Source organism: Hyphomonas sp. CACIAM 19H1 (assembly GCF_003325995.1).
Classification (GTDB): Bacteria; Pseudomonadota; Alphaproteobacteria; order Caulobacterales; family Hyphomonadaceae; genus Hyphomonas; species Hyphomonas polymorpha.
The window spans coordinates 3,730,422-3,753,938 of record NZ_CP016437.1 but is presented as its reverse complement, the minus strand read 5'-3'; the positions used below and the strand labels follow the sequence as shown (position 1 = coordinate 3,753,938).

28 protein-coding genes are annotated in these 23,517 nt (G+C 62.7%); 17 read left to right on the top strand and 11 right to left on the bottom strand.

What is annotated here, in order from left to right; all coding sequences use genetic code 11:
- The 5 genes from rbfA to BBF93_RS17630 all read left to right on the top strand — a co-directional run bounded on the left by rbfA (nucleotide 1) and on the right by BBF93_RS17630 (nucleotide 3,728).
- On the top strand, nucleotides 1-408 hold the full coding sequence (rbfA, locus tag BBF93_RS17650) for a 30S ribosome-binding factor RbfA (protein ID WP_114106743.1): 408 nt from the start codon (nucleotides 1-3) through the stop codon (nucleotides 406-408).
- Nucleotides 409-505: 97 nt separating this feature from the next.
- Nucleotides 506-1,123, top strand: a complete 618-nt coding sequence (locus BBF93_RS17645) for a hypothetical protein (RefSeq protein ID WP_157532760.1) — start codon at nucleotides 506-508, stop codon at nucleotides 1,121-1,123.
- Nucleotides 1,124-1,253: 130 nt separating this feature from the next.
- Entirely contained in the window at nucleotides 1,254-2,195 is a 942-nt protein-coding gene (truB, locus tag BBF93_RS17640; RefSeq protein ID WP_114106742.1) for a tRNA pseudouridine(55) synthase TruB, read from the top strand.
- Nucleotides 2,196-2,779: 584 nt separating this feature from the next.
- A complete protein-coding gene (locus tag BBF93_RS17635; RefSeq protein ID WP_114106741.1) occupies nucleotides 2,780-3,403 on the top strand; it encodes a hypothetical protein in 624 nt (207 codons plus the stop codon).
- A gap of 13 nt (nucleotides 3,404-3,416) precedes the next feature.
- On the top strand, nucleotides 3,417-3,728 hold the full coding sequence (locus tag BBF93_RS17630; protein ID WP_035597776.1) for a transcriptional regulator: 312 nt from the start codon (nucleotides 3,417-3,419) through the stop codon (nucleotides 3,726-3,728).
- A 64-nt stretch (nucleotides 3,729-3,792) separates the two neighbouring features.
- Here BBF93_RS17630 and BBF93_RS17625 read toward each other — a convergent pair whose 3' ends face one another.
- The 5 genes from BBF93_RS17625 to BBF93_RS17605 are packed head-to-tail and all read right to left on the bottom strand — an operon-like array spanning nucleotide 3,793 to nucleotide 6,419.
- Nucleotides 3,793-4,185: a hypothetical protein gene (locus tag BBF93_RS17625; RefSeq protein ID WP_035597778.1), complete on the bottom strand. Its 393-nt coding sequence runs from the start codon at nucleotides 4,183-4,185 to the stop codon at nucleotides 3,793-3,795.
- Entirely contained in the window at nucleotides 4,182-4,520 is a 339-nt protein-coding gene (locus BBF93_RS17620) for a heavy-metal-associated domain-containing protein (RefSeq protein WP_114106740.1), read from the bottom strand. The genes BBF93_RS17625 and BBF93_RS17620 overlap by 4 nt, the downstream gene beginning before the upstream one ends.
- Before the next feature lie 12 nt (nucleotides 4,521-4,532).
- On the bottom strand, nucleotides 4,533-5,165 hold the full coding sequence (locus tag BBF93_RS17615; RefSeq protein WP_114106739.1) for a hypothetical protein: 633 nt from the start codon (nucleotides 5,163-5,165) through the stop codon (nucleotides 4,533-4,535).
- A gap of 50 nt (nucleotides 5,166-5,215) precedes the next feature.
- A complete protein-coding gene (locus BBF93_RS17610) occupies nucleotides 5,216-5,593 on the bottom strand; it encodes a hypothetical protein (protein WP_035597783.1) in 378 nt (125 codons plus the stop codon).
- Nucleotides 5,594-5,636: 43 nt separating this feature from the next.
- A complete protein-coding gene (locus BBF93_RS17605; RefSeq protein ID WP_035597786.1) occupies nucleotides 5,637-6,419 on the bottom strand; it encodes a 3-hydroxybutyrate dehydrogenase in 783 nt (260 codons plus the stop codon).
- Between the two features lie 110 nt (nucleotides 6,420-6,529).
- On the opposite strand from BBF93_RS17605, the gene BBF93_RS17600 reads away from it, so the two are divergent.
- The 6 genes from BBF93_RS17600 to BBF93_RS17575 all read left to right on the top strand — a co-directional run bounded on the left by BBF93_RS17600 (nucleotide 6,530) and on the right by BBF93_RS17575 (nucleotide 12,536).
- A complete protein-coding gene (locus BBF93_RS17600; RefSeq protein ID WP_233349199.1) occupies nucleotides 6,530-6,949 on the top strand; it encodes a DUF350 domain-containing protein in 420 nt (139 codons plus the stop codon).
- Nucleotides 6,950-6,954: 5 nt separating this feature from the next.
- Nucleotides 6,955-7,782, top strand: a complete 828-nt coding sequence (locus BBF93_RS17595; protein ID WP_233349198.1) for a serine protease — start codon at nucleotides 6,955-6,957, stop codon at nucleotides 7,780-7,782.
- Nucleotides 7,779-8,648, top strand: a complete 870-nt coding sequence (gene pyrF / locus BBF93_RS17590; RefSeq protein ID WP_114106738.1) for an orotidine-5'-phosphate decarboxylase — start codon at nucleotides 7,779-7,781, stop codon at nucleotides 8,646-8,648. The genes BBF93_RS17595 and pyrF overlap by 4 nt, the downstream gene beginning before the upstream one ends.
- 160 nt (nucleotides 8,649-8,808) lie before the next feature.
- On the top strand, nucleotides 8,809-10,929 hold the full coding sequence (locus BBF93_RS17585; protein ID WP_114107139.1) for a PQQ-dependent dehydrogenase, methanol/ethanol family: 2,121 nt from the start codon (nucleotides 8,809-8,811) through the stop codon (nucleotides 10,927-10,929).
- Between the two features lie 138 nt (nucleotides 10,930-11,067).
- The gene (locus BBF93_RS17580) at nucleotides 11,068-11,607 is read left to right on the top strand and encodes a hypothetical protein (protein WP_035597796.1); all 540 of its coding nucleotides are present in this window, start codon (nucleotides 11,068-11,070) and stop codon (nucleotides 11,605-11,607) included.
- 68 nt (nucleotides 11,608-11,675) lie between these two features.
- A complete protein-coding gene (locus BBF93_RS17575) occupies nucleotides 11,676-12,536 on the top strand; it encodes a sulfotransferase domain-containing protein (RefSeq protein ID WP_114106737.1) in 861 nt (286 codons plus the stop codon).
- Here BBF93_RS17575 and BBF93_RS17570 read toward each other — a convergent pair.
- Nucleotides 12,484-13,176 (bottom strand): glutathione S-transferase, encoded by a 693-nt coding sequence (locus BBF93_RS17570; RefSeq protein ID WP_114106736.1) that lies wholly within the window; start codon nucleotides 13,174-13,176, stop codon nucleotides 12,484-12,486. The two genes, BBF93_RS17575 and BBF93_RS17570, sit on opposite strands and share 53 nt — an antisense overlap.
- Entirely contained in the window at nucleotides 13,173-13,469 is a 297-nt protein-coding gene (locus BBF93_RS17565; protein WP_114106735.1) for a YciI family protein, read from the bottom strand. The genes BBF93_RS17570 and BBF93_RS17565 overlap by 4 nt, the downstream gene beginning before the upstream one ends.
- Nucleotides 13,470-13,645: 176 nt before the next feature.
- Between BBF93_RS17565 and BBF93_RS17560 the strand changes: the two genes are divergently transcribed.
- Entirely contained in the window at nucleotides 13,646-14,335 is a 690-nt protein-coding gene (locus tag BBF93_RS17560) for a TetR/AcrR family transcriptional regulator (protein WP_084324258.1), read from the top strand.
- 365 nt (nucleotides 14,336-14,700) lie between these two features.
- On the opposite strand, the gene tsaD is transcribed toward BBF93_RS17560, so the two are convergent.
- Together tsaD and BBF93_RS17550 are read right to left on the bottom strand one after the other, a co-directional pair.
- Nucleotides 14,701-15,789 (bottom strand): tRNA (adenosine(37)-N6)-threonylcarbamoyltransferase complex transferase subunit TsaD, encoded by a 1,089-nt coding sequence (tsaD, locus tag BBF93_RS17555; protein ID WP_233349196.1) that lies wholly within the window; start codon nucleotides 15,787-15,789, stop codon nucleotides 14,701-14,703.
- Nucleotides 15,790-15,828: 39 nt separating this feature from the next.
- Nucleotides 15,829-16,542: a YceI family protein gene (locus BBF93_RS17550; protein WP_114106733.1), complete on the bottom strand. Its 714-nt coding sequence runs from the start codon at nucleotides 16,540-16,542 to the stop codon at nucleotides 15,829-15,831.
- A 196-nt stretch (nucleotides 16,543-16,738) separates the two neighbouring features.
- On the opposite strand from BBF93_RS17550, the gene BBF93_RS17545 reads away from it, so the two are divergent.
- The 3 genes from BBF93_RS17545 to BBF93_RS17535 are packed head-to-tail and all read left to right on the top strand — an operon-like array spanning nucleotide 16,739 to nucleotide 18,333.
- Nucleotides 16,739-17,260 carry an RNA polymerase sigma factor gene (locus tag BBF93_RS17545; RefSeq protein ID WP_035597806.1) on the top strand — a complete coding sequence of 174 codons (522 nt, stop codon included), beginning with the start codon at nucleotides 16,739-16,741 and terminating at the stop codon, nucleotides 17,258-17,260.
- Nucleotides 17,253-17,855, top strand: coding sequence for a hypothetical protein (locus tag BBF93_RS17540; protein WP_035597809.1), 603 nt, complete (start codon nucleotides 17,253-17,255; stop codon nucleotides 17,853-17,855). The genes BBF93_RS17545 and BBF93_RS17540 overlap by 8 nt, the downstream gene beginning before the upstream one ends.
- A gap of 52 nt (nucleotides 17,856-17,907) precedes the next feature.
- Nucleotides 17,908-18,333 carry an MAPEG family protein gene (locus tag BBF93_RS17535; RefSeq protein WP_114106732.1) on the top strand — a complete coding sequence of 142 codons (426 nt, stop codon included), beginning with the start codon at nucleotides 17,908-17,910 and terminating at the stop codon, nucleotides 18,331-18,333.
- Nucleotides 18,334-18,354: 21 nt separating this feature from the next.
- Here the strand turns inward: BBF93_RS17535 and lepA are convergent, their stop codons facing one another.
- Nucleotides 18,355-20,160, bottom strand: coding sequence for a translation elongation factor 4 (lepA, locus tag BBF93_RS17530; RefSeq protein ID WP_035598035.1), 1,806 nt, complete (start codon nucleotides 20,158-20,160; stop codon nucleotides 18,355-18,357).
- Nucleotides 20,161-20,217: 57 nt separating this feature from the next.
- A complete protein-coding gene (locus tag BBF93_RS17525) occupies nucleotides 20,218-21,549 on the bottom strand; it encodes an OpgC domain-containing protein (RefSeq protein WP_114106731.1) in 1,332 nt (443 codons plus the stop codon).
- A 247-nt stretch (nucleotides 21,550-21,796) separates the two neighbouring features.
- On the opposite strand from BBF93_RS17525, the gene BBF93_RS17520 reads away from it, so the two are divergent.
- Together BBF93_RS17520 and BBF93_RS17515 are read left to right on the top strand one after the other, a co-directional pair.
- Complete coding sequence (locus tag BBF93_RS17520; RefSeq protein ID WP_114106730.1) at nucleotides 21,797-22,648, top strand: hypothetical protein; 852 nt, start codon at nucleotides 21,797-21,799, stop codon at nucleotides 22,646-22,648.
- Nucleotides 22,649-22,652: 4 nt separating this feature from the next.
- Complete coding sequence (locus BBF93_RS17515) at nucleotides 22,653-23,447, top strand: hypothetical protein (protein ID WP_114106729.1); 795 nt, start codon at nucleotides 22,653-22,655, stop codon at nucleotides 23,445-23,447.
- The last annotated feature ends 70 nt before the right edge of the window (nucleotides 23,448-23,517 follow it).

Below are 23,517 nucleotides of genomic sequence, written 5' to 3'. Positions count from 1 at the left end.
ATGGCCCGCCGCCCGACACCTCCCGGTTTACCTTCCCAGCGCCAGTTGCGCGCTGGGGAGATTATCCGTCACGCCCTCGCCGAGATCATCTCGCGCGAGGACTTCCGCGATCCCGATCTGGCCAATGTGATTGTCACGGTCGGCGAGGTTCGCTGCTCGCCCGATCTCAAGCATGCCAATATCTTCGTCACGCCGCTGGGCGACGAGTCGGAGGAGGGGCGCAAGCGTCTCACCGAAGCGCTGACCCGCGCGAAGGGATTCCTGCGGGCGCGGCTGGGGCGCGAGATCGACATGAAGTTCACGCCCGAGCTGCATTTCATCGCGGACGTCTCTTATGATGAGGCAACCGCTATCGACAGGCTGCTGGCTGATCCCCGCGTGCGCCGCGATGTGGACAGCCAGGACTGAAGGCAGGCGGCCGCCGTCTTTCTGCCTTTTTGCTTTGTCATTTGACAAGGAGGGGGTGGCCCTGCCAGCCCTTCATATTGGGCAATCGGGGCTCAGAATGGACCGACAGACACTCGACATGGAAGGCGCCCGCCAAGGCGAGGTGTCCGCCGCATCGCTGCAGATGGGCGACGATACAATCGCGATCCGCCGGATTGCGACCATGTCTGTCGAGCGCCACGAGTTTGCCCCCTGGGATACCCCGCGCAATCGCAAGACGCAGAGCGTCTATGCCACCTTGTGTGTCTCTCTCCTGTTCTTCGGCCTGTTGGGCCTGGGTTGGTGGGCTCTGCGCCCGGCGCAGGGCGATGGAGTGATCGGTCTCTTTGCCGGCATCGGCATGCTGTTTCTCGGCGTCCTGCTGGGTATTCGGGCGGCCATGATTGCCGTGATGCTGAAGAAGCGTGAGCCTTACTACCGCCTGCTGATTGGCACCTCCGACGCCCGGCAGATCCCGCTGGTGGACAATAATCGCGATGTTCTGGTGAAGATCCGCGATGTGGTACGCCACAAGATGGATACGGGGGATACGACCATCACCGGCGATTTCGATCTCAACCTTGATGTCGTAAACCTGCGTTTGCCCAAGGGCGCTGGGCTGGGGGCCGCGGCGCCGACCAAGCCGGAGCCTGCCCAGGAAGACGACGTTTTTGAAGGCCCGCGCATCACTTTCTGAGCCTTTTTGCCGTGCGCTGCAGCCAGCCCCGTTGACGCGGCGGTGCCAGCGCGCATAAGCCCGCCCGCAACATGAGCCCTTTGCCGGCTGCGCGTTCGAACCGCCAGACTGGCCAGCCCGGAGAATACCAGTGTCCCGCCAACGTAAGCGCAAAGGCGAGCCCATCACGGGCTGGATCAATCTTTTCAAGCCTGTGGACATGACCTCGACCCAGGCGGTGGCAATCATCAAGCGGCTCTACAATGCCGACAAGGTGGGCCATGGCGGCACGCTTGATCCGCTGGCGGACGGTATCCTTCCCATCGCGCTCGGCCAGGCGACGAAGACTGTCCAATGGGCGATGGACGCGCATAAGGAATATGTCTTCACCATTCGCTGGGGCATCTCGACTGCCAGCCAGGACGCCGAAGCCGATGTGGTGGCCACCTCCGATGTGCGCCCGGACCGGGCAGCCATCGAAGCTGCGCTGAAGCGCTATATCGGGACCATCCAGCAGGTGCCGCCGAAATATTCCGCCATCAAGGTGGCGGGCGAACGCGCCTATGACCTGGCGCGGGAAGGCGAAGCGTTCGAGCTGGAAGCGCGCGAGGTGGATGTGCACGCCGCCAGTGTGATCGGTATGCCGGACGCGGATCATACGGTGATCCACGTCGTCTCGGGCAAGGGTTTCTATGTCCGCGCCTTGGCGCGGGATCTCGCCAACGATCTCGGCGCGGAGGGTCATATCACCCAGCTGCGGCGCAACCGCGTGGGCGCCTTCGGGGCGCAATCGGCCGTTTCCATCGCCGACCTTGAGGCCCTGAAGGAGGACAAGCCCGCCCTGATGGCGAAGCTGCAGCCATTGCATTCGGTGCTTTCTGGCATGCCGCAGGTGCAGATCAGCCCGCATGACGCCGCCAACATCCGCCAGGGGCGCTCGATTGTCCTCCTGCCGCATGTGGTGGAAGGCTGGCGCGCCGGCCGCAGCGATGAGGACGACCGGGTTGCCCTTGCCCTTGTAGGGGAGGAGGCAATCGCGCTGGGCGAGGTTCGTGCCGGCCAGTTCGAACCGGTGCGCGTGTTCGCCGGATAGTCCGTTGTCGGATGCCTGGCAGACCCTGTGTTCCTGTGCCTTTGGCCAGACTGGCAGCGCCATCCGGGGGCGGATCAGTTCGGGGGGGCTCTTGACGTGGAGCCTGCGCGGCGGGCGCCGCGGCGCCCGGTTGGTTTGGTTTTGTGTTGCGAAGTGGGCGCTTTCGCCCGCCGCGCACTGCCAACCGGAGTTTCGGGCAGTTTTCAGGATGAGTTCGGCGTTGCGGGGCCTTGACCGCCCCTCGGGCAATCGCAGTGCGATTGCTGATCCTCGGAGCCCCTCACGCTCGTGACCCTCCTGCTTTCACAGAAGGCGGGCCAGCCGGGATTCTCAACCGCCCCCCCCCAAAAAAAACGGCACCGGTGCGGCTCCTGTGGGAGGCGCCCTGCAATCCGTGAGAAGGTCCCGCTTCTGCGGCCGCTGCGCGGCCTTGGCCGGGATGATACGAGGGGCGCGGGGCGTGTTGGATAGGGCGGGGGTTTGTCCCACAGTGGGGGGCTTACTGCCAGCTTTGTTTGGAGAGGGGTTGACGGTCTTCAAAAATAAGCACTTTGTAAATCAAAGTTATTGAGGAAAATGATGTCATGACCCGTTCGCACAGCCTGGCCGAAGACCTGAGCTATATTCGAGACCTTGCTGAAGCCGGGCAGAATGCGCCGCTTCTGGGGGGGCGGTTTCTGGTGATGTGGGGCGCGCTGATAACGTTGGCCTATACCGGGCATTTTCTGATCGCGGCGGAGATGGCTGGTCTCGGGCCTGATGCATTCTGGATGCTTTGGTGCGGCGTTGCCGGGATTGGGGTGCTGGGACAGATTGTGCTTTCACTGAAGTTTCCAGCAAAGCCGGGTGCAGCCTCGACCGGAAACCGTATCCAGGCAGATCTCTGGACAGTGTCGGGCTTCTTCCTCTTCGCTTACTTTGCCGGGGTGATCGGCCGGATCGTTATTTTCGGCACCGGGTTGGAAGGATTTGTGTGGTCTGTTCCCATGGTGATCGGGCTCTATGGTATTGGACAGCTCGTCACCGGCCTCATGACGCAGCGCGGCACGCTAAAATTTGCTGGAGTGGCCGCGCTTCTCGCGGCTGCCTTGGCAGGTGTATTGTCCGGGACACATTATGTCTGGCTGGTTGGCGCGGCAGCGGCCTTCCTGGCGGTTTTCATTCCCGGGATCATGATGATGCGGGCTGAGCCCTCTGAAACGGTCTGAAGGGGGGCGCGCCATGAGCGAGGACAACCCCTTCGACCATAATGACATTGACGATGTGATCCATGGGCGGCTGCGCCTGGGTGTGATGGCATATCTTTCCTCTGTCAGCCCGGCGGTGTTCGGGGAATTGAGAGACAAGGTGGGCGCGACGGATGGCAACCTGTCTACTCATCTGAAGAAGCTGGAAGAGGCAGGTTATGTGCAACAGGAAAAGCGGTTTGTGGGCAAGAAGCCCCAGACGCGCGTGTTCCTGACGGACACGGGCCGCAAGGCGTGGCTGATATGGATCGCGCGGATGGAAGCGATCATGAAGGCAGCCGAATAGGCAAGAAGGAAAAGCCCCCTCAGCGGAGCGCCGAGGGGGCTTTGCCGTTCTTAAAGTGGTCGTCTCAGTAGAAGATGGCGGCTGCGAAGAAGGCGAAGAATGCGCCGATCACCAGAAAGGCGACACTCAGCCCCCAGACAATCCAGCTGACTTTTCGCGCTCGCGCGCAGGCCGCTGCCTTCGCCCGCTCTACCGGGCAGGGCAGGCTGCGGGCATGCCATTGCCAGAGGCCGGAGATAGCCAGCATGGCGGCGGCAATACCGAAGACAAGTTCCTTGTTTCTGCCAAGCCATGTGATCTGCGGCACAGCCTCGATCAACCCGGCCATCACCGCGCCGGCGCCAAGGCTGACGAGCAGGGCGGGCAGGGCGCAGCAGATGAGCGTTCCGGTCGAGGTGAACAGAGACAGGAAAGCCGGCAGGGTGCTTGGGGGGCGGATTTCGTCCGTATCCGTCATTCGGCAGCCTCCCGCTCGATTGAGGTCAGGGAATAGCCCGATTTGCGGATGAGCTTTTCAATGGCAGCGTCATCCATGCTTTGGCCAGGCTTCATCGAGATGTGGATTTCGCCGCTGTCGAGGTCTACATGCACGCCCTTCACGGCGGCTTCCTTCTTGAAGACTTTCTGGATGGATTGGGCGCAGAAGTCGCACACAAGCCCGTTCACATGGGCGGTGACGAACTCCCCTTTGGCCTGCTGCGCGGCTACGGCGGGCGCACCCGGAGCGGCGAGCGCGGGCGCGGCAGAAAGACCAAGGAGGGCGGCGAGGGCGAGTGTTTTGAAGGTTTTCATGATGGGTATCCTTTAGAAACGATAGATCCAGTTGAGGAGAAAGCGGTCTTCTTCGATTGTGTAGCCTGCCTCCACGAGGAGGGGGCCTTCGAACAAGCGCAGGAGGGGCGTGACCTGGATGGGATTATCCGCCTCGGGATGATTTTCCACCTGGAGCATGGCCCAGGTATGGAGTTTCCCGAATTCGGCCACATAGGGCGCAACGCCGATCCGTGCGGCGTGAGAGACCGACTGATCGAAGCCATAGTCCCGGGCCCGCACGTCATAGGAGACGAAGAGGCGCCGGGTTTCCCAGTCAGCCGAAAGGCCGGCAAAGCCGGCGGCTTTCTGGCCGCCATCGAACGCGTCGGCCGCGCCGGCGCCGAGCTTGATGTAGAGATTGCCTTGGCTTTGCGGCGCGTTCCAGCGCTTGGCCAGGCGCGTGTATTGCAGGCCGGTGAAGGTTGCGTCCATCGACCAGTTCTGCTCGGCCAGGAGACCGAGGGAGTCGGTGGCCGTGGGCGAATAGTGGACAAGCAAGGAGGAATACATCCCGTTATTGTCCTGCATTACCGTCCAGCCGCCTGCATAGGAGACGGGGCGCGCGCTGGCAGGCGCGGCGAGCGCTGCGAGGGCAAGCCCCGCAACAATGAGTTTAGGTGGCATGAGCCGTTTGTCCTGTCTGTTGATTGATCCGGTGGCGGATGATCGACAGGTCAGGCTTTCGGGGGTGGCGGCTCGGGGATCAGCGTGCGCGAGGGGGCACGGGCGTCCAGCGGGAAGCTGGCGGGAAGGGAGAAGGCGGGGGCGGCGGCTTGCGGCAAGGCGGGGGCCGGCAGCGCGGCAAGCACGGCCGGGCAGCAGCAGATGCCGTCAGCCGCAGGCGCCTTGCCTGGCATATCACCAGAAGGGTGTTCCGGCGCGGCTTCGGCCATCATGTCGCAATGATCATGGGAGGCGCCTGCTTCCACGGGCGCGCTGGCCGTCATGGACTTCATCCCATCCTGCACATGGCAGGGGCTCGCATGGGCGGCAAGGCCACCGGCGATCATCAGCCATAGGCTGAGGGAGAGAAGGAGAATGCGTGCCAGCATCGCAGAGGAAAGTGCCGTGGTCTGCCCGAAGCGTCAAATAAACTTATTGTGCGGTCCAGCCGCCATCGATGGAGAGGTCTGCCCCGTTGATCTGAGCGGCGGCGGGGGAGCAGAGGAAGCGGGCAAAGGCGGCGACTTCCTCGGCGGTGACGAATTCCTTCGTCGGCTGGGCGGCGAGGAGGACATCATTCTTGACCTGTTCCTCGGTCATGCCGCGGGCCTTGGCGGTGTCGGCGATCTGGCCTTCGACCAGGGGGGTGAAGACATAGCCGGGGCAGATGGTGTTGCAGCGGACGCCATGGATGGCGCCTTCCAGCGCCGTCGTCTTGGTGAGCCCGGAAAGGCCGTGCTTGGCCGCGACATAGGCCGATTTGAAGGGGGAGGCGACCTTGGCATGGGCCGAGCCCATATTGAGGATGCGGCCCCACTTTTTCGATTTCATGTAAGGCAAGGCGAGCCGGGTGGTGTGGAAGGCGGCTGACAGGTTCAGCGCGATGATCAGGTTCCACTTGTCGACCGGGAACTCGTCAATCGGGGCGACGAATTGCGTGCCGGCATTGTTCACGAGAATGTCGACGCCGCCAAACGTATCGGCGGCTTCCCGCATCATTGCCTCAATGGCGTCTGGTTTTGTCAGGTCTGCGCCGGAGAAGGTGGCTTTTACTTTATGATCCTTTTCGATGCCGGCGCGAAGTGTCTCGATCTCCTTTGCGTCACCGAAACCGTTCAGCACGATGTTAGCCCCGCCGGCTGCAAGCTGCAGCGCGATGGCCTTACCGATGCCGCTGGTTGAGCCTGTAATGAGGGCAGTTTTTCCGGCGAGCATGTTCCTCTCTCCTTGAGGCTGGGGGGCGCACTCGATAGGGTCGAACCGGTGGTTCCAGAAGCCGGGCGTAGACCCGCAAGCGAGGATAAACAAGGGTGATACTGGGAGAATTGAGCGCTTTTGATGCCGCCTTTCCGCGCTTCCTGATGTCAACGGGCATGGCCGGGGTGATGCTGCTGATCGCGTCGACTGTCTATGTTCTGCTCACGCCGTGGAAGGAACTTGCCCTCGTCAAGGATGGCAATGCGTCCGCCGGTGTGGCGCTGGCCGGGGCCATCGGGGGGCTGGCCATTCCGATCGCCTCGACGCTGGCGTCTTCGGTGTCTCTTCCCGAACTTGTGCTCTGGGGAGCCATTGCACTGCTCATGCAACTCATTACCTACCGTATCGTGGACCTGATCCTGCGAGGCATTCCGCGCCGCATTTCGAATGATGAAATGGGCGCGGCGGTGGTGCTCGCCGCTGCAAAGCTCGGCACCGGGCTGATCTTTGCGGCAGGGCTGTGGGATCCAGTGTTGCAGAGGATCTGAAGAGCATGCGCGCGTTTGACTGGGTGATCTATGCCGCCGCGCTCGGCTTTATCCTCCTGGTCGTGTTCTCGCTGGTGCCGGAGGCCGAGGCGCCCGCGCCGCCGCCGCCGTCGATCATCGCCGAGGAAATCGGGCCGCTGCTGCCCGACCCATCGCCGCTGGACGAGCTGGTCGTGGTGCAGACCGGGCCGCCGCAGAACGGCGTAGGCACAGCCTTTGCGATCAATTCGCGCGGGGACTGGCTGACCGCCCGGCATGTGGTCGATGGCTGTTCCAAGGTCAGCCTGGAAGTGGCGCCGGGCAATTATGTGCCGGTGGCGCGGGTTTCGCTGGACGAGGGGCATGATCTGGCGCTGCTTTCGACCGGGCGCAGCCCCAATCCGGTGAGGCTGGACCTCACATCGCCGATGTTTCTGGGCAGCGAGGGCTATCTGGTCGGCTTCCCGCAGGGCCAGCCCGGCGAGCTTGCCAGCAAGCTGGTGGGCCGCTCGCGGCTGGTGACGCGTGGCCTGCGCGAGGCGGATATGCCGATCCTCGCCTGGGCCGAGGTTGGCCGCACGAATGGTCTGACCGGGACGCTCGGCGGTATTTCCGGCGGGCCGGTTTTCGGCAAGGACGGGGCGGTGCGCGGAGTGATCGTGGCCGAAAGCCCGCGCCGGGGCCGCGTCTATACAACAGCGCCGCAATCGGTGGACGCGTTCCTCACCACGATGGGCGTGCCGCGCGAAGCTGGCCCATCCGACGCGTTCCGCATCCGCAATTACGGCGCGGCCTCCGACACCGCCCGGCGGCGCTTGCAGGTGGTGAAGGTTATGTGCGAGGTGGGCGCATGACTGATTTTGCATCCCGATTGATTGACGGCACACGGAAATTCGGCCCGCTCTGTGTGGGGATCGACCCTCATCCGGGCATGATTCCGGAGCTTTTCGGCGGGGATACGCCCGAGGGTGTCAGGAAATGGTCGCAGGCGATCATCGAGGCAGCGGCCGGCAAGGTGGCGGTGGTGAAGCCGCAGGTCAGCCTGTTCGAGCGTCACGGGCCCGAAGGCATGGCGGCGCTGCAGGCGGCGGCAAAAGCCGCGCGGGCCGCCGGGCTGATCGTGCTGATGGATGCCAAGCGCGGCGATATCGGCTCGACCGCTGAAGGATATGCGCAGGCTTATCTGGCGCCGGGCGCGCCGTTTGAAGGCGATGGTCTGACCGTGAACCCGTATATGGGGCTCGACACGCTGGAGCCTTACGCAAAGCTCGCCAAGGCGCACGGCAAGGGCGTGATCGTTCTGGTGCGTACGTCCAATCCCGGCGCGGCGGATTTCCAGTCGCGCATCATGGGCGGGGCGCCGCTTTATGTGCGCGTGGCCGAAGCGCTTCAGCCGCTGACCGAGCGGCTCATGAGCCCGTGTGGCTGGTCGAGCCTGATGATGGTGATCGGCGCGACAGCGCCCGAAGAGGCCCGCGCCGTGCGGGCCCTCGCGCCCAAGGCACTGTTCCTGGTGCCCGGCTATGGCGCGCAGGGGGCCGGTGCGGCCGAGGCGTGTTCCGGGCTTGTGAACGGCGAGGGCGGCGTGGTCAGTGCGTCACGATCCGTCACTTTTCCCAAGGCGGCGGCCAATGCCGGGGACATGGCAGGCTGGCGGCGCGCGGTTGCAGAAGCCATCCTTGCCGCGCGCGACGAGCTTCGCCTGGCGGCGGTGGCCTGAGGCAGCCGCCGGCGGATGCTCCCGCCGCGTCACATCTCGACTTTACCGGGCGAGTGGCTAGTCTCCTGCCGAACTGATCCTGCGCGCAAGGCGCCGCAGGACGTGGTCTGGGAGGATTATCGTGAGCAAGTTTGTAATGGCCCGCCGGGCCTTGCCCTTCATGACAGCTGCGAGCGCGGCGCTTATTCTGGCGGCCTGCGGACAGGGGCAGGTGCAGAAGGCCGAACCGCGCGGCTTTGCGGCCGTCGATACCGCCCGCATTTCCAGCGAAAGCGCCGGCAATGAGTGGCTGACCTATGGCGGCACCTATGATGAGCAGCGCCATTCAAAGTTGACGGCGATCAACAGGGAGAATGTCAGCCAGCTGGGCGTTGCCTGGACCTATGACCTGGCCACCAATCGCGGCGTGGAATCCACGCCGATTGTCGTGGACGGAACGATGTATGTTACCTCGGCCTGGTCGGTGGTGTATGCGCTGGACGCCAAGACCGGCGCGGAGAAGTGGGTGTATGATCCGCAGGCGGATCGCGCGGTGGGCGTCAAAGCCTGCTGCGATGTCGTTAATCGCGGCGTGGCGGTCTATGACGGCAAAGTCTATGTCGGCGTGATCGACGGACGCCTTGAAGCGCTGAACGCCGAGACCGGCGAAATCATCTGGAGCAAGGTGACGGTTGATCAGGACAAGCCCTACACGATCACTGGCGCGCCGCGCGTGGTGAACGGCAAGGTGCTGATCGGCAATGGCGGGGCAGAGCTGGGCGTACGCGGCTACCTGTCCGCCTACGACACAAGTTCGGGCGATCTCGTCTGGCGGTTTTATACCGTTCCCAACCCTCTGAAACAGCCGGACGGGGCGGCCTCGGATGACGCGTTCGTGCAGGTCGGCAATGTGACCTGGGGCGATGAAGGCGCCTGGACGACCGATGGCGGCGGCGGCACCGTCTGGGATTCGATCGTCTATGACGAGGTGAACAACCAGATCATCTTCGGCGTTGGCAACGGCTCTCCCTGGAACCGGACGTTCCGGGATCCTGCCGGCGGGGACAACCTGTTCCTCTCCTCGATCGTTGCGGTGGACGCGGATACCGGCGCCTATAAATGGCACTTCCAGACAACGCCGGGCGATAATTGGGACTATACCGCAACCCAGACAATCATCCTGGCGGACCTGCCGCTGGGCGAGAATGGCGCGCCGCGCCGGGTAGCGATGCAGGCGCCGAAAAATGGCTTCTTCTATGTGGTCGATGCGGCGACGGGCGAGTTCATCTCGGGCGATGCCTATGTGCCGATGAACTGGGCGACAGGCCTAGATGAAAATGGCCGGCCGATTGAAGTGCCCGAAGCGCGCTATGCCAAACAGCCCTATGAGCAGACCCCCGGCCCGCTGGGCGGCCATAACTGGCACCCGATGGCGTTTAACCCGGATGAGGGCCTTGCCTATATTCCGGCCCAGGAAATTCCGCAGGCATATGCCGAAGATCCGCGCTTCTCGGCCCGGCCTGTCGGCTGGAATACGGGCGTGGACTTTTCGGCCGGCGTGCCGCCGATTGCGCCGCCGGAAGTGGCAAGATTCCTCCGCGCCAGCCTCAAGGGCCGTCTGATTGCCTGGGACCCGGTAGCGCGCGCCCCGCGCTGGAGCGTGGAGCATGACAATGCCTGGAATGGCGGGGTGCTGTCGACGGCCGGCGGGCTGGTCTTCCAGGGCAAGCTGAATGGTGAGTTCGTCGCTTATGACGCCGCCACCGGAGACAAGCTGTGGAGCCACAATCTCAAATCGGGTGGTGCCTCTGGCCCCGGCACTTTCATGATCGATGGCGAGCAATATGTCACGATCACTACTGGCTGGGGCTCTGCCTTCGCGCTGGCGGCGGGCTTTGCCTATGACGAGAAAGTCGCCTCCACCGTTGGCAAGGTGGTGACCTTCAAGATCGGCGGCACAGGCGAGATTGCCGATTCCGGGCTTGCCCCGGTAGAAGCCACCCCGAAAGGCGAGGCTTTCGGCTCGATGGCGGTGATCTCGGAAGGCGCGGTGCATTATGCGCGCAACTGCGCGGTGTGCCACGGCCCGCTGGCGGTTTCTTCCGGCGTGCTGCCTGACCTGCGCTGGTCGGCGATCACTGCCAATTCAGACGCCTGGAAGGGCGTAGTGCTGGAAGGTAACCTGGCTGCCAATGGCATGGTCTCGTTTGCCGAATACGTCACCCCGGACGAGGCTGAGGCGATCCGCGCCTATGTGCTGACACAGGCCCATGCGGCGGCAGAACCGGCGCCGGAAAACTGATCCTGCCTGGCCAGGAACTGACAACTTCAGGACGGCGCCTCATGAGGGCGCCGTTTTTGTAAGCAGTTGCAAGAATGGAAATCCAACCTTACCGAATTGGTCATGGCGCGCCGATCTTTGCCGGACTAAACTGTCCTTATGCATATTGTCTTTGCCATCCTTACCGTACTCACCGCCGTCGCCGTGTGGTCCTGGCGTCTGCGGATGGCGAGGCGCGGCCTGGATGAGCTGGGACAGGCAGCAAAAACGGTTGCCAATGCGCCCCGGCGTCTGGCGTTCAAATGGCGCGCGGGCAGGGGCGGTGTCGAGCTGATCGAGGATCCGCGGGAAGCCGCCGCGATCATGATGATGATGGTGGCGCTGGGGCGCGGGGCGCCGCTTTCCGCGCGGCAGGCCGACATGATCGAAGCTGAGATCCGCACACATTTCAGCTTTTCCGTGCAGGAAGCGGAAGAGTTGGCAGCCCATGCCGCCTGGGTGGCAGGCAGCCAGCTGCCGGGGGAGGAGCAGATGCGCCGCCTGAGCAGGCTGGTGGTGAATGCGCCGCAGTTGAGCCCCAAGGAAGTGGTAGACTTGGACACGATGCTGGTGGCGGTTTCGGAGGCAGAAGGGCTGCCGACACGGGCACAGCTGTCCTTGTTGCAAATCTATCGGGATATGGCCGGTCTCAAGACATAACTGTGCAACACCTTCCTGTAATGCATCGGGCTGTTGCATCGCTCCAACAGAGACGGTTACCACCCCTCATGCCCCATTCTCCGCCCAAAGCCTTCCTGGCAAAGGACCGCAAAGAGCGATGGACGAATTTCTCCGTGCTACGGCACGGCGCGTTTGACGGGTTCTTTGTCAGTTCGAAGAATTCCGGCACGCATTGGATGCTTTACATGTTTTCGGTGGCGCTGGCCGACACCTACGGCATCCAGCGCCCAGCCTATTTCTCCGAAAATGCCACGCGGCCCTATATCGGCTTTGCAACGGATGCGCCAGTATTTGGGCAATTGCCGCGCCTGGCGAAAAGCCATTCCATACCCCATCAGATGGCCAGCTGGCCGTGGGCGCGCAAGGCGGCGAAACTGCCGCCCTATGTGCTGTGCGTGCGCCACCCGATGGGCATTCTGGCCTCCCACTACGCCAAATGGCAGGACGACATCCAGGTGAGCTGGCTGGACTATCTGCGCGGCGATCCGGCCGGAAAGCAGTTCCGGTGTGACCTTTACTGGATCGCCCGGTTCTGGAACCGGTGGGGCGATATCCACGCAGCTTTTCCAGGTGAGGTTAGGGTGCTGCAGTATGAGGCCACCAGCGCCAATCCGCGCGCGGCGCTACATGCCATGGCGCAGCATTGGGGCGTAACGCTGAAGCCGGAAGCGATTCAGGCTGCGCTGGAAGCGGGCACGAAAGAGGCGATGGCGACGCGCGTTGATCCTGCGGCGGAGCCTAATGTGCTGCAGAACCGCCGGGAGACGCTGGACGAGCTGTTTACCGGCGAGGCTATGGCGATCTATGCCGAACGGGTCAGAGACCTCGTCCGGCATGATCTTGGCTACGACCTTTTCAGCCCGCCGGTTTCAGAAGTCCGGCCGAGCGCCCTTCAGGCCCGTACTTGATCCACCAGGGCTCAGCGGCTGCCTCCGCCTCCAGGCGTTTGAAGTCCGGATCTTCCAGAGCAGCGGCGGCGTAATCGGCGGCGGCGCCCGTGAGCGGGAGGCCGAACGTACGGAAACGGGTCACTACAGGCAGGTAGAAGGCATCGGCCGCCGACCAGGCGCCGAAGAGGAACGGGCCGGGCTCTCCTGTATTGCGGCCATGGGTTTCCCGCAGCTGGGACCACATCGCCTGAAGACGGGCAATGTCTGCTTCCAGGGCGGGGGTCATCTCTGGCGCGGGCGTGCGGCCGCGAATGTCCATGGAGCAGGCGTTGCGGATGGCGGCAAAGCCGGCATGCATTTCCGAAGAGACGGCGCGGGCAATGGCGCGCCGGGCCGTATCCTTCGGCCAGATCACGCCGGGGGCGGCCAGTTCGGCGACAAATTCGGTGATCGCCAGGCTTTCCCAGATCATCAGATCATCCCAGATCAGCAGCGGCACCTTGGCGGTTGGGCTGATCTCCTTCAGGCGGGCCGTGGTCTCGGGGAAATCCAGCGGCAGGATCTCTTCCTCAATGCCCAGGCCCGCCTTGCGCACGGCCATGAGGGGGCGGATCGACCAGCTGGAGTAGTTGAGATTGCCGGAAATGAACTTCCTCATGCGGGTTTTCCCTCGCCATAGGCCCAGCGCGTTTCGCTGATATGGACCCGGCCAAAGACGCCGGCTTTCGTATAAGGGTCCGCGGCATTGAGGGCGCGGGCGGCAACGGCATTTTCGGCCACCATCAGGAAGACCGACCCGATCATGCCGCCTTCTTCGCTCAGCAGCGGGCCGGCCATGCGGCAGGTATCACCGAGGCTGGCGACCCATTCCAGATGCGCGGGGCGGGTTGCAGCGCGGCGCGAGGCGCCGTCGGTTTCATTGTCGAGACAGTGCAGACAGTAAAGCGGCATTGCAGGCATCTCCCTTTTGATCTGCCGCCGCTATGGCACAGTCAGAAGGGCAGTGTCATCGCTGTTCTGGTGCCGGTTTGAAGTAGACGTTTGGCGCGTGCAATGTCAGGTAGATGACACAAAATGGACGCTGAACAATATATTGAACGTTCAGCAATTTGCTGTAGACTTACCAAATGACCCAGATGGACGACACAAGGAAGATGATTCTCCACGCTGCCGTGGAGCGCATTCTTCACTATGGCTATTCGAAGACAACGATGGCGGAGATTGCCAAGGACTGCAACATGTCCGCCGGCAATATCTATCGCTTCTTCGCCTCCAAGCTCGACATTGCCGAGGCCATGGCTCGCAAGTTCAATGAGGAAGCCTACGCCACCTTCGCCAAGATCGCGGACAAGAAAGTGTCTGCGGCGGACCGGATGCGGGAAATCTTCCATTACGAACTGACGCGGACCTATTCTGCCATTGCAGAAGAGGCGAAGATTCTGGAAGTGGCCGAAGTCCTTTCGGATGAACGTCCGCTCTACATGAATGAAAAGCTCGCCAAGGAACGCACCTATCTGGTTCAGATCATGAAGGATGGTGTGGCTGCCGGCGAATTCCGGTCCATCGACAATCCTGAAGAGGTTGCCGAGATGTGGCAGGCGGCGCTGATGAAGTTTCGCTTTCCGCAGCTTTTCTCGAAACTGACCCTGCCCAAACTGCAGCGCGAAATAGACGGGGTGATGGATCTGCTGCTGGCGGGCCTGTCTCCCGGCGCAACCCCGCCTGCGGCCTGGGAGAGCCTACCCGAAGCGGTTGATCCGCATTGCGTTCCGGGCGTCGATGCCGTCATGAAAAAGCACCTGAACGCTGACGAGTGAACGAAATCAAATTTATTCATTGATTATTCCTCAATGGAGTGCTATATGACGTTCATGGGCGGCGATGGTCGCTGCCCGGCACCGTCAGAAAGCTCTCCCCATGTCCTCCCAGGAAAATCGTCAGGCCGTTCTGTCTTTCCTTGCGGCCATCCCTGCCACCGCCCTCGTCATGTGGGCGACCGTGCAGCTCGCTTATTTCGTCGGCTAAGGCCGGCGCGCAAACAGGCATCGCTGCGCGCGTTTCCCCTACCGCGTGCAGCTTGATGCCGGAACGTTCCGGGCTTCCTCCCACCCGGATACCGGCCAGACGGGCGCCTCAAGCAGGCGCCCGTTTTCATTTGAGGCGAGGGTAAGTCTCTGTGCGGTCAGGCCTTCGCGCCGCGCCGGCCCGCGCCGAAGACGGGGTCTGCCTTGGCCGAGGCTTCATCCAGCGGCCAGCGCGGCCGCGCGCCCGAGGCGAGGCCTTCGCCAGTTTCCCGGCCGGATGCCAGATGCTCCGCGCCGGCCAGCGCGATCATTGCGGCATTATCCGTGCAGTGGCGCAGGGGCGGGGCAATCAGGCGCGCGCCGCCTGCCTCTGCCTCTGCTTCGAGCGCGGCGCGTATAGCCTTGTTGGAGGCGACGCCTCCGGCTACGACGAAGCGCTTTTCGTCCGTGCCCGCATCGAACTTCTCCAGCGCGCGCCGGGCCCGCGCCGAGAGGACATCACAGATGGCGGCCTGAAAGCTGGCGCAGATATCGGCCTTTTCGTTGTCGCTGCGAGCGTTTTCGGCAGCGCGGGCGACGGCCGTTTTGAGGCCTGCAAAGCTCATTTCCAGGCCTGGCCGATTGAGCAGCGGGCGCGGAAAATCATGCGCCTTCGGATTACCTGCCGCCGCCATGCGCTCTACCGCCGGCCCGCCGGGAAAACCGAGGCCGAGCAGTTTGGCCACCTTGTCAAAAGCTTCGCCGGCGGCGTCGTCGATGGTGGAGCCGAGGCGGCGATAATCCCCCAGACCGCGCACTTCCAGAAACTGGCAATGCCCGCCGGAGACCAGCAGCAGGAGGTAAGGGAAGGGGCAATCCGTACCCAGACGGGGGGAGAGCGCGTGGCCTTCCAGATGGTTTACCGGAATGAAGTGCTTGCCGGCGGCCTGGGCAATGGCTTTGCCGGTCATCAGGCCGACGAGCACGCCGCCGATGAGGCCGGGGCCGGCGGTGGCGGCAACGCCGTCAAGATCAGCATAGGAAAGACCTGCAGTGTTCATGGCGGCTGCGACCGTGAGGTCTGCCAGCTCGGCATGGGCGCGGGCGGCAATCTCCGGCACGACGCCCAGATAGGGCGCATGTTCGGCAAGTTGCGTGCGGATCACGTCTGACAATAGCGTCGCGCGGCCGTCCTCATAGCGCAGCACGGCGGCGGCCGTCTCGTCGCAGCTGGTCTCTATGCCGAGGATCGTCAGGGGCTTGGTCATCGCCCGCATATAGCGGGGCAAGGGGCCGGATAGAAGCGGTTAAGTCGGCAGGGCTTCCGTGGGCGGGCCGGTGAACTCGGCATCGATCCAGAATTTCACCTGATCGCCAACCCCCATGGTGGAGCCTTCGGGCGGCAGGCCGTAGATCATCCCGAAATCCGAGCGGTTGAGGCTGCCGGCGGCGTGAAAGCCCGCGCGGGCGTTCGGGTCATAGGGCGGGTAGCCGGGATAGGCGCCGTTGAAGTGAACCTGGAAGGAGACCGGGACGGTTGCCCCCAGGAAAGTCAGATCGCCGGTCACATCGGCATCTGCAGGGCCGGTCTGACGGATTTGCGTGGAGGTGAAGGTGATTTCCGGGAAGGCGGCCGCGTTCAGCCAGTCGGCGCCCAGCAGGGTTTCGAGGAAGCCTTCGGGCGGCGTGGGAATGATGAGCGAGGTTGGATCGACCGTGGCGGTGAGCGTGGCGGCCTCGGGCGCGGCGGGGTCGATCGTCAGGGTGGCGTCAAACCGGGTGAACTGGCCCACATAGTTTGAAAAGCCGAGATGATCCACGGCGACGACGAGGCTCGCATGGTGTTTGTCGAGCCGGTAAACGCCGGCACCAGCGCCATTGGCGAGCGCAGGATCGGGGGTGACCGGCGCAATGGCGGCGTCGGCGGGGCTGGACTCCGGGGCGGTCGCCTGGGGCGCGCTGATGCAGGCGCTGAAGAGGATGGCTGACAGCAGGAGCGCGGAAATCGGGCGGGGGCGCATGGGATCGTCCTTTCGCAGTCTGGCCTGCTTGTGTGCCCCTTTCCGCGCGCGGCGGCTAGCCGGGAAATAGAATTTCGCCGGCCTCCTGCGCGACTGGATGGCCATCACGATGCTCGTGCCGTTGCTGGCATGGGTGGGCGTGACGATTTTCCGGTAAGGATTGTAAGAAACTCTGCGCCTGCCAGACTATCCTGTCATGAAGCCGGTGTTCGATCAGGATCAGCGTTATATGGAGGCCGTAGAGGCCCATGGCGGCGCGCTGGAGCGGCTGGCCCGCGCGATGGAGGCCCATCCGGAGCGGCGCCGGGATCTGTTGCAGGAAATGCATGTCGCCCTCTGGCGCAGCTTTGCGAAGTTTGATGGGCGCTGCAGCCTCAAGACCTGGGTTTACCGGGTGGCGCATAATGTGGCGTCCACCCATGTGGGCCGCGAGGTGCGGCGCAATCGGGGGCTGGTGGGGGAGGAGGCCATCGGCCCGGTGGTGGCGGCCGATAATCCGGCAACGGATTATGAGCGTGAGGACGCGCTGGAACGCCTCAACGCCTGGATACGCGCCCTGAAGCCGGCAGACCGGCAGGTGATGACGCTTTATCTGGAGGAACTGGACGCGCCGGCCATCGCCGAGATTACTGGCTTTACGCCCGGCGCGGTGACGACGCGCATTTCTCGCCTCAAGGCGCGGCTGGCAGAAGATTTCAGGGAGAAAGTCGATGTCTGATCATGATCCCCTTCGCGATCTCTGGGCAGGCCAGGAGACGGGCAATTTTGTCATGCCGCTTGAGGACGTGCGCCGGAAGGCGCGCGACTTTCAGAAAACCATCCTGCGTCGGAACATGACCGAATATGCCGCTGCCGCCCTGGTGATTGCCCTTTTCGGCTGGACGGCGATCACCGTGCCGGAGCCCATCGTCCGGGCGGGGTGTTTTCTGATTATCTTCGGGGCGCTTTATGTCTGCTGGAAACTCTACGGCCTGGCGCGGTCTGCCAGCGGGGCAGAGATGGACGCCGCCCAGAACCTGATGACGTTTCACCGGGCAGAACTGCTGCGCCAGCGTGCGGCGCTGGCATCGGTGTGGCGCTGGTATCTCCTGCCGTTCGTGCCGGGGATGGCGGTGTTCCTGGGCGGGGTAAGCTTTGCGCCGGACAATCCGGCGCCACTGGCGGTGAAGCTCGTCATTTTGCTGTTTGCGGCAATGCTGGTTGCTGCCTTGTTTTATGGAGTGTGGTGGCTGAACCAGCGGGCGGTGAAGGCGCTGGACGGAGAGATAGCGGCGCTGGAAGGTGCGGGCGAGGACTGGCCGGTTGATTCTTAGGGAAGATCGCGCCACGCTGGACGCCTGCAATTTACCACTCAGGAGCACGCCCATGACTGCCGCTCTGTTGCTGCCCGCCGCAATTCTGGTTGCCTGGACGTTGATCATCTGGGCCTGGATGCTGGCGACCCGCGTACCGGCCATGCAGAAGGCGCGGTTGCATCCGGAGAAGGCCAAGCACACACGCGGGGATGCGTGGAACGCGCTGCCCTCAGAGGTTCGTCAGGTGGCGGACAATTACAACCACCTTATGGAACAGCCGACGATTTTCTATGCCATCGTGATGGTGCTGGCTGTCAGCGGTGAGACAGGCATGGTAGATGTGGGACTCGCCTGGGCTTATGTTGCCCTGCGGATCATCCATTCACTTTGGCAGGTGACCCGTAACGTCGTGATGATCCGTTTCTACCTGTTCGTGGTGTCCACGCTGGTGCTGTTCCCGATGGCGGGCCGGGCGATTTATCTTCTGCTCACCTGATGCGCGGGAGGCGGATGGGGCTTAATCCCCATCCATCCGGAGCGCCGCCACGAAGGCTTCCTGCGGGATTTCCACCTTGCCGAACTGGCGCATGCGGGCCTTGCCGGCCTTTTGCTTGTCGAGGAGTTTGCGTTTGCGCGTAGCGTCGCCGCCATAGCATTTCGCGGTCACGTCTTTCCTCATGGCACTGATGGTTTCACGCGCCACCACGCGCCCGCCGATAGCCGCCTGGATCGGGATTTTGAACATCTGGCGCGGGATCAGCTCTTTCAGGCGCTCGCACATCTGGCGGCCCCGGCTTTCGGCGCGGTCGCGGTGGACGAGCATGGCGAGCGCATCGACAGGCTCCTCATTGACGAGGATCTGCAGCTTGACGAGGTTTTCGGCGCGGTGGCCGATGAGGGTGTAGTCAAAGCTGGCATAGCCGCGCGAGATGGATTTCAGGCGGTCATAGAAATCGAACACCACCTCGTTGAGGGGCAGTTCATATTTCACGCAGGCCCGTCCGCCCACGTAGGATAGTTCGGTCTGAATGCCGCGGCGGTCCTGACAGAGTTTCAAGATCGAGCCGAGATATTCGTCCGGCGTGTAAATGGTGGCGGCAATCCACGGCTCGCGGATTTCGGCGATGCGCACCACGTCCGGCATATCGGCCGGGTTGTGCAGCTCGATCTCGGTACCGTCCGTCATCGTCATTTCATAGACGACGCTCGGCGCGGTCGCGATCAGGTCGAGGTCAAACTCGCGGGAGAGGCGTTCCTGGATGATTTCCAGGTGGAGGAGGCCAAGGAAGCCGCAGCGGAAGCCCATGCCGAGCGCGGCGGAGGTTTCCATCTCCCAGGTGAAGGAGGCGTCGTTGAGGCGCAGCTTGCCCATTGCGGCGCGCAAGTCGTCAAAGTCGCCCGCATCCATCGGGAAGAGGCCGCAGAACACGACCGGTTGCACGTCTTTATAGCCGGGCAGGGCCTTGTCGGTCGGGCGCTTGTCTTCGGTGATCGTGTCACCGATGGAGCAGTCGCCGACCTCTTTGATCGAGGCGACGAAATAGCCAACCTCGCCGGGGCCGAGCGCATCGACTTCGGTGAGCTTGGGATTGAACGTGCCGACCTTGTCGATCTCGTAGACGCCGCCGGTGCGCATCATGCGGATCGACTGTTTCTTCTTCAGCACGCCGTCATGCACGCGGACGATGACGACCACGCCGAGATAGGGGTCGTAATAGGCGTCAACGAGCGCGGCCTTGAGGGGCGCGGCCTGATCGCCTCCCCGCGGCGGGGGCAGGCGGGTGACGATGGCTTCCAGCACATCGGGGATGCCAAGGCCGGTCTTGGCCGAAATCTGAACGGCGTCAGAGGCATCAAGACCGATGATCTCCTCGATCTGCTCTTTCACCCGGTCCACGTCAGCGGCCGGCAGGTCGATCTTGTTGAGAACGGGGACGATCTCATGGTTCTGGTCGATGGCCTGATAGACGTTGGCCAGCGTCTGGGCCTCCACGCCTTGGGAGGCATCCACCACCAGCAGGGAGCCTTCGCAGGCGGCGAGGCACCGGGAGACTTCATAGGCAAAGTCGACGTGTCCGGGCGTGTCCATCAGGTTGAGGGTATAGGTCTCGCCATCCTGCGCCGTGTAGGACAGGCGCACCGTCTGGGCCTTGATGGTGATGCCGCGCTCTTTCTCGATATCCATCGAATCGAGCACCTGTTCGCTCATCTCCCGGTCGGTCAGCCCGCCGCAGGCCTGGATCAGGCGGTCGGCAAGGGTCGACTTCCCATGGTCGATATGGGCGATGATGGAAAAGTTACGGATTTTGTCGCGTGGGGTCATGGGCGGCATATAGCGTTGCATTCGCCCGCCTGAAAGCGGTTTCAGGCGGCTACGTGCCTATCGCCAGCCCAGCAGCCCGCCATAGGGCGCGGCAAGTTGCTTCGGAAGCCAGCCCACCGCCGAATTTATCCGCACAATCAAGGCCTGGAACCGGGTGGCCAGCCAGTTGCCGCGCGCTGTCTGCAGCCAGTTGAAGGCATAGCTTTGCAGGCAGACCAGGAAGAACAGCGCGAAAGTATAGATCCAGCTGCCGGTGAGGCTGAGGGTCAGCGCCGGGGCGAGGTAGAGCAGGGCATTGCCAAAGGAGAAGGTGAAAAGGCTGGTCTTGCCGGCAAAGCCCAGAGACAGGCCGAACTTCACCCGGAATCCGTCATAGAGGACCAGGCAGACGAACACCGCCAGCAGCGTGCCGAAAAGCCCGAAGGCGAAATAGATCGGATGGTTGATATTTCGGTAGGTAAGGTTGCTGAGGTCTCGCACAGTGGTGAGGGGTGCATCGTAATTCCAGAAGCTAAGCAGGACGGCGCCTGAAACCAGCAGAAGGGCTGCCATGCCGATGGCTGCCTGGACGATCTGCTGGCGGCTGGAACTGGGGCGGCTGAGGACGATCACAGCGCGGCCGATCATCATGCCCCAGATTACGAATGTCATCCCGTGCAAAAAGGAGGGGCCGCCCGTCACAATCTCTCCACCGCCGATCAGGAAACATATCAACGGGCTGAGATAGACATCTGCGGAGGATGTTTCCGGCACCTGAAGCTGCGTGATCAGCGGATGCAGCAGGTGAATGATCACCGAGACAGCGCCCAGCGCCACAAAGCCAAGCCTGTCGCGCAGGAAGATCAACGCCGGGGCTAGGGCCAGAGCAAGGGTGTAGAATTTCAGGATGTCGCCATAGGGCGAGCCGCCGAGGAACAGCGCGCAACGCAGCGTATATCCCGGTGAGCTGAGGCCCGCCGCCAGCATGGCCAGCAGCGTGACCAGATAGAGCAAGTAGCATTGAGCGGCGCGGGTCAAAAGCCGGGCTATGGTCTGCTGCTTCTGCCCCGCTTCGATCCGGGGACGGTAGACAATCTCCAATACCGATCCAAACAGGATGATGAAGATTGGCGGGCTCATCTGGAGGAAAAAGCGCAGCCAGATCAGCCCAGCATGGTCGAACGAGTAATAGGGCTGGGCGCCGCCTTCCGCGAGCGCGTGGCTGAACATTGTCGCGAGGATCGCCGCAGACCGGCATATATCCAGCCCGATGATGCGCACTTGAGCGGCTGATGAAGATGCTGCGGCCGTTTCGGCGTGTAATTCCCGCGTCGGGGGAAAAGAAGCGCGCGCGAGTTCAGGCGCTTGGGTCTCGTTGTACTTGGTTAACTCTACGCTCTTGCCGTGCATTCTTGTGCTCACACGAAAAAATACTTTTGCTCCATATCATCTTCTTGTGGGGTTTTCACTAACTATCTGAATTCTTTTGCTTAATGGCGGCGCTGTGGGGACAATTTTCCCGCGGGAAGCCAATAAAACAGGCGGCCGGCCGCAGTGGCGCCGGGGTCCCCAATGGTTAACAGCGTCCTGTGCGGGCGCCTTGCGACAGGGGGGAAGCTCAGTTAATATTTTTATCTGACCTTTGGAGGATCAGCACATGGCGGAAACCCCGGATCGGACGCCCTCCTCCCTGCGCGTTATCGGCAATGACAGGACGATGGATCGCGCCGCTGCCCGCAATGCCAAGATTGAGCGTCTCAACGATCTCCATGCCGGCAACATGAATGCGATCGAGACCAAGTATGGCGGGCGCATCGCCGATGCTCAGGACACGCTCGATACCATCAATGCCAAATGGGACACGATCCAGGCCGAAGTGGACCGCCAGCCCCGCTATGCCCGCAGCTTCTTCTACTGGCCTTTCATGCTGGCACTGATGCTGTTCGAAATCCCGGTGAACCGGCTGAGTTTTGAGCTTTTCTTCCGCGAAAGCCCCACCGTGTCGCTCGGCGTGGCTTTTCTTGTGGGCGTCATTCTCGTCACGCTGGCCCACAGGCTTGGTCTGGTGCTCTGCCGGTTCGGCTATCATGTGAAGAGGTCCGGCTGGGCCGGGCAGCTTCTGCAGGTGGTGCTGATCACGGCAATCATTCTGTCGCTGATCTATGGTGTTTCCGTGCTGCGCCAGGGCTATCTCGATTTTGAAACCCAGCCTCAGGCCAGTTTCTCGGACATGCTGGCGGGAACGGGCGCCGCCCAAATGGCGGGTGACATGTTCAAGGCAGGTCTTGGCATTTCCGGGTGGATCTTCTTTGCTATCAATTTGGGCATCGTGGCGGTTGGTCTGACGGCGGCCTATTTCTCGCATGATCCTCATCCGGATTTTCAGTCTGCCGACATCCAGCGCAAGAAAGCGGAGAAAAATCTGGCGCATATCAAGGGTCACCGCGCCGACGCCGAATCCGTTGAACAGCGCCGTCATGCCAACCAGATCAACAGGGCCAGCGCCTGACCAGATGACCATGTTTCCGGGATGCCGGCTTGCCCTGCCGGTTCTAGCGCTCCTGATGCTGCTGCCCGCATGTTCGGGGCCGGCAGGGTCCGGCTTCGTGAACCGTACGGCGGACGACTATTGCGCGCTCAGCGATCGCTCCACCCTGTTCCTGATCGACCGGACGTCAACCTTTGATGCAGATGATGAGGCGCTGCTGATGGAAAGCCTCGGCGGCGTGGTCGACAAGTTGCAGACCGGCGACCGGATTATCATCGCCACGATTTCCGACCACTATTCCAGAACCCGCCGTCTGGCGAATGCCTGCAAGCCGGGATGTCCGGACGCAGGCGGGGTGGTCGATGAAATCATGGGTTCGTGCAGCACGATGAAGGCCAAGCAGGACCAGCAGCAATTCATGGGCAGCCTCGCCGGCTCGCTGCGGGAGATCATCAACACGGCCGAAGACGCCTCGGGCTCCGACATCATCCGCACCATCGGCCACTGGACGGGGTCGGCCTCGGCAGAGCCCTATACGAATATCATCATCTATTCGGACATGCTGGAAAACAGCGACATGATCGCCTGGCGCAAATTTTCCTCGCTTCCGGAAGACGAGTTGATGGAGATTGTGGCCGAGCATAGTGCGGGCGCAAGGACCCCGGGGACAGGCATCCGCGTCATCGGTTATGGCCGCCTGCACGACCAGGCCCGCTCGCCGCTGCCGTCTGCGCTGGATGCGAAGCTGCGCGGTTTCTGGACCCGCTATTTCTTCGAAGGTGGCGGTCAGGTCGAGTTTTCGGCCCGCACCGACGGCTGAAACTGCGGCAATCCCCGCATTCTTGCGCAGTTGCTTTCGCTTCGCGGCGAACTTAGCGATATTGGCGAGA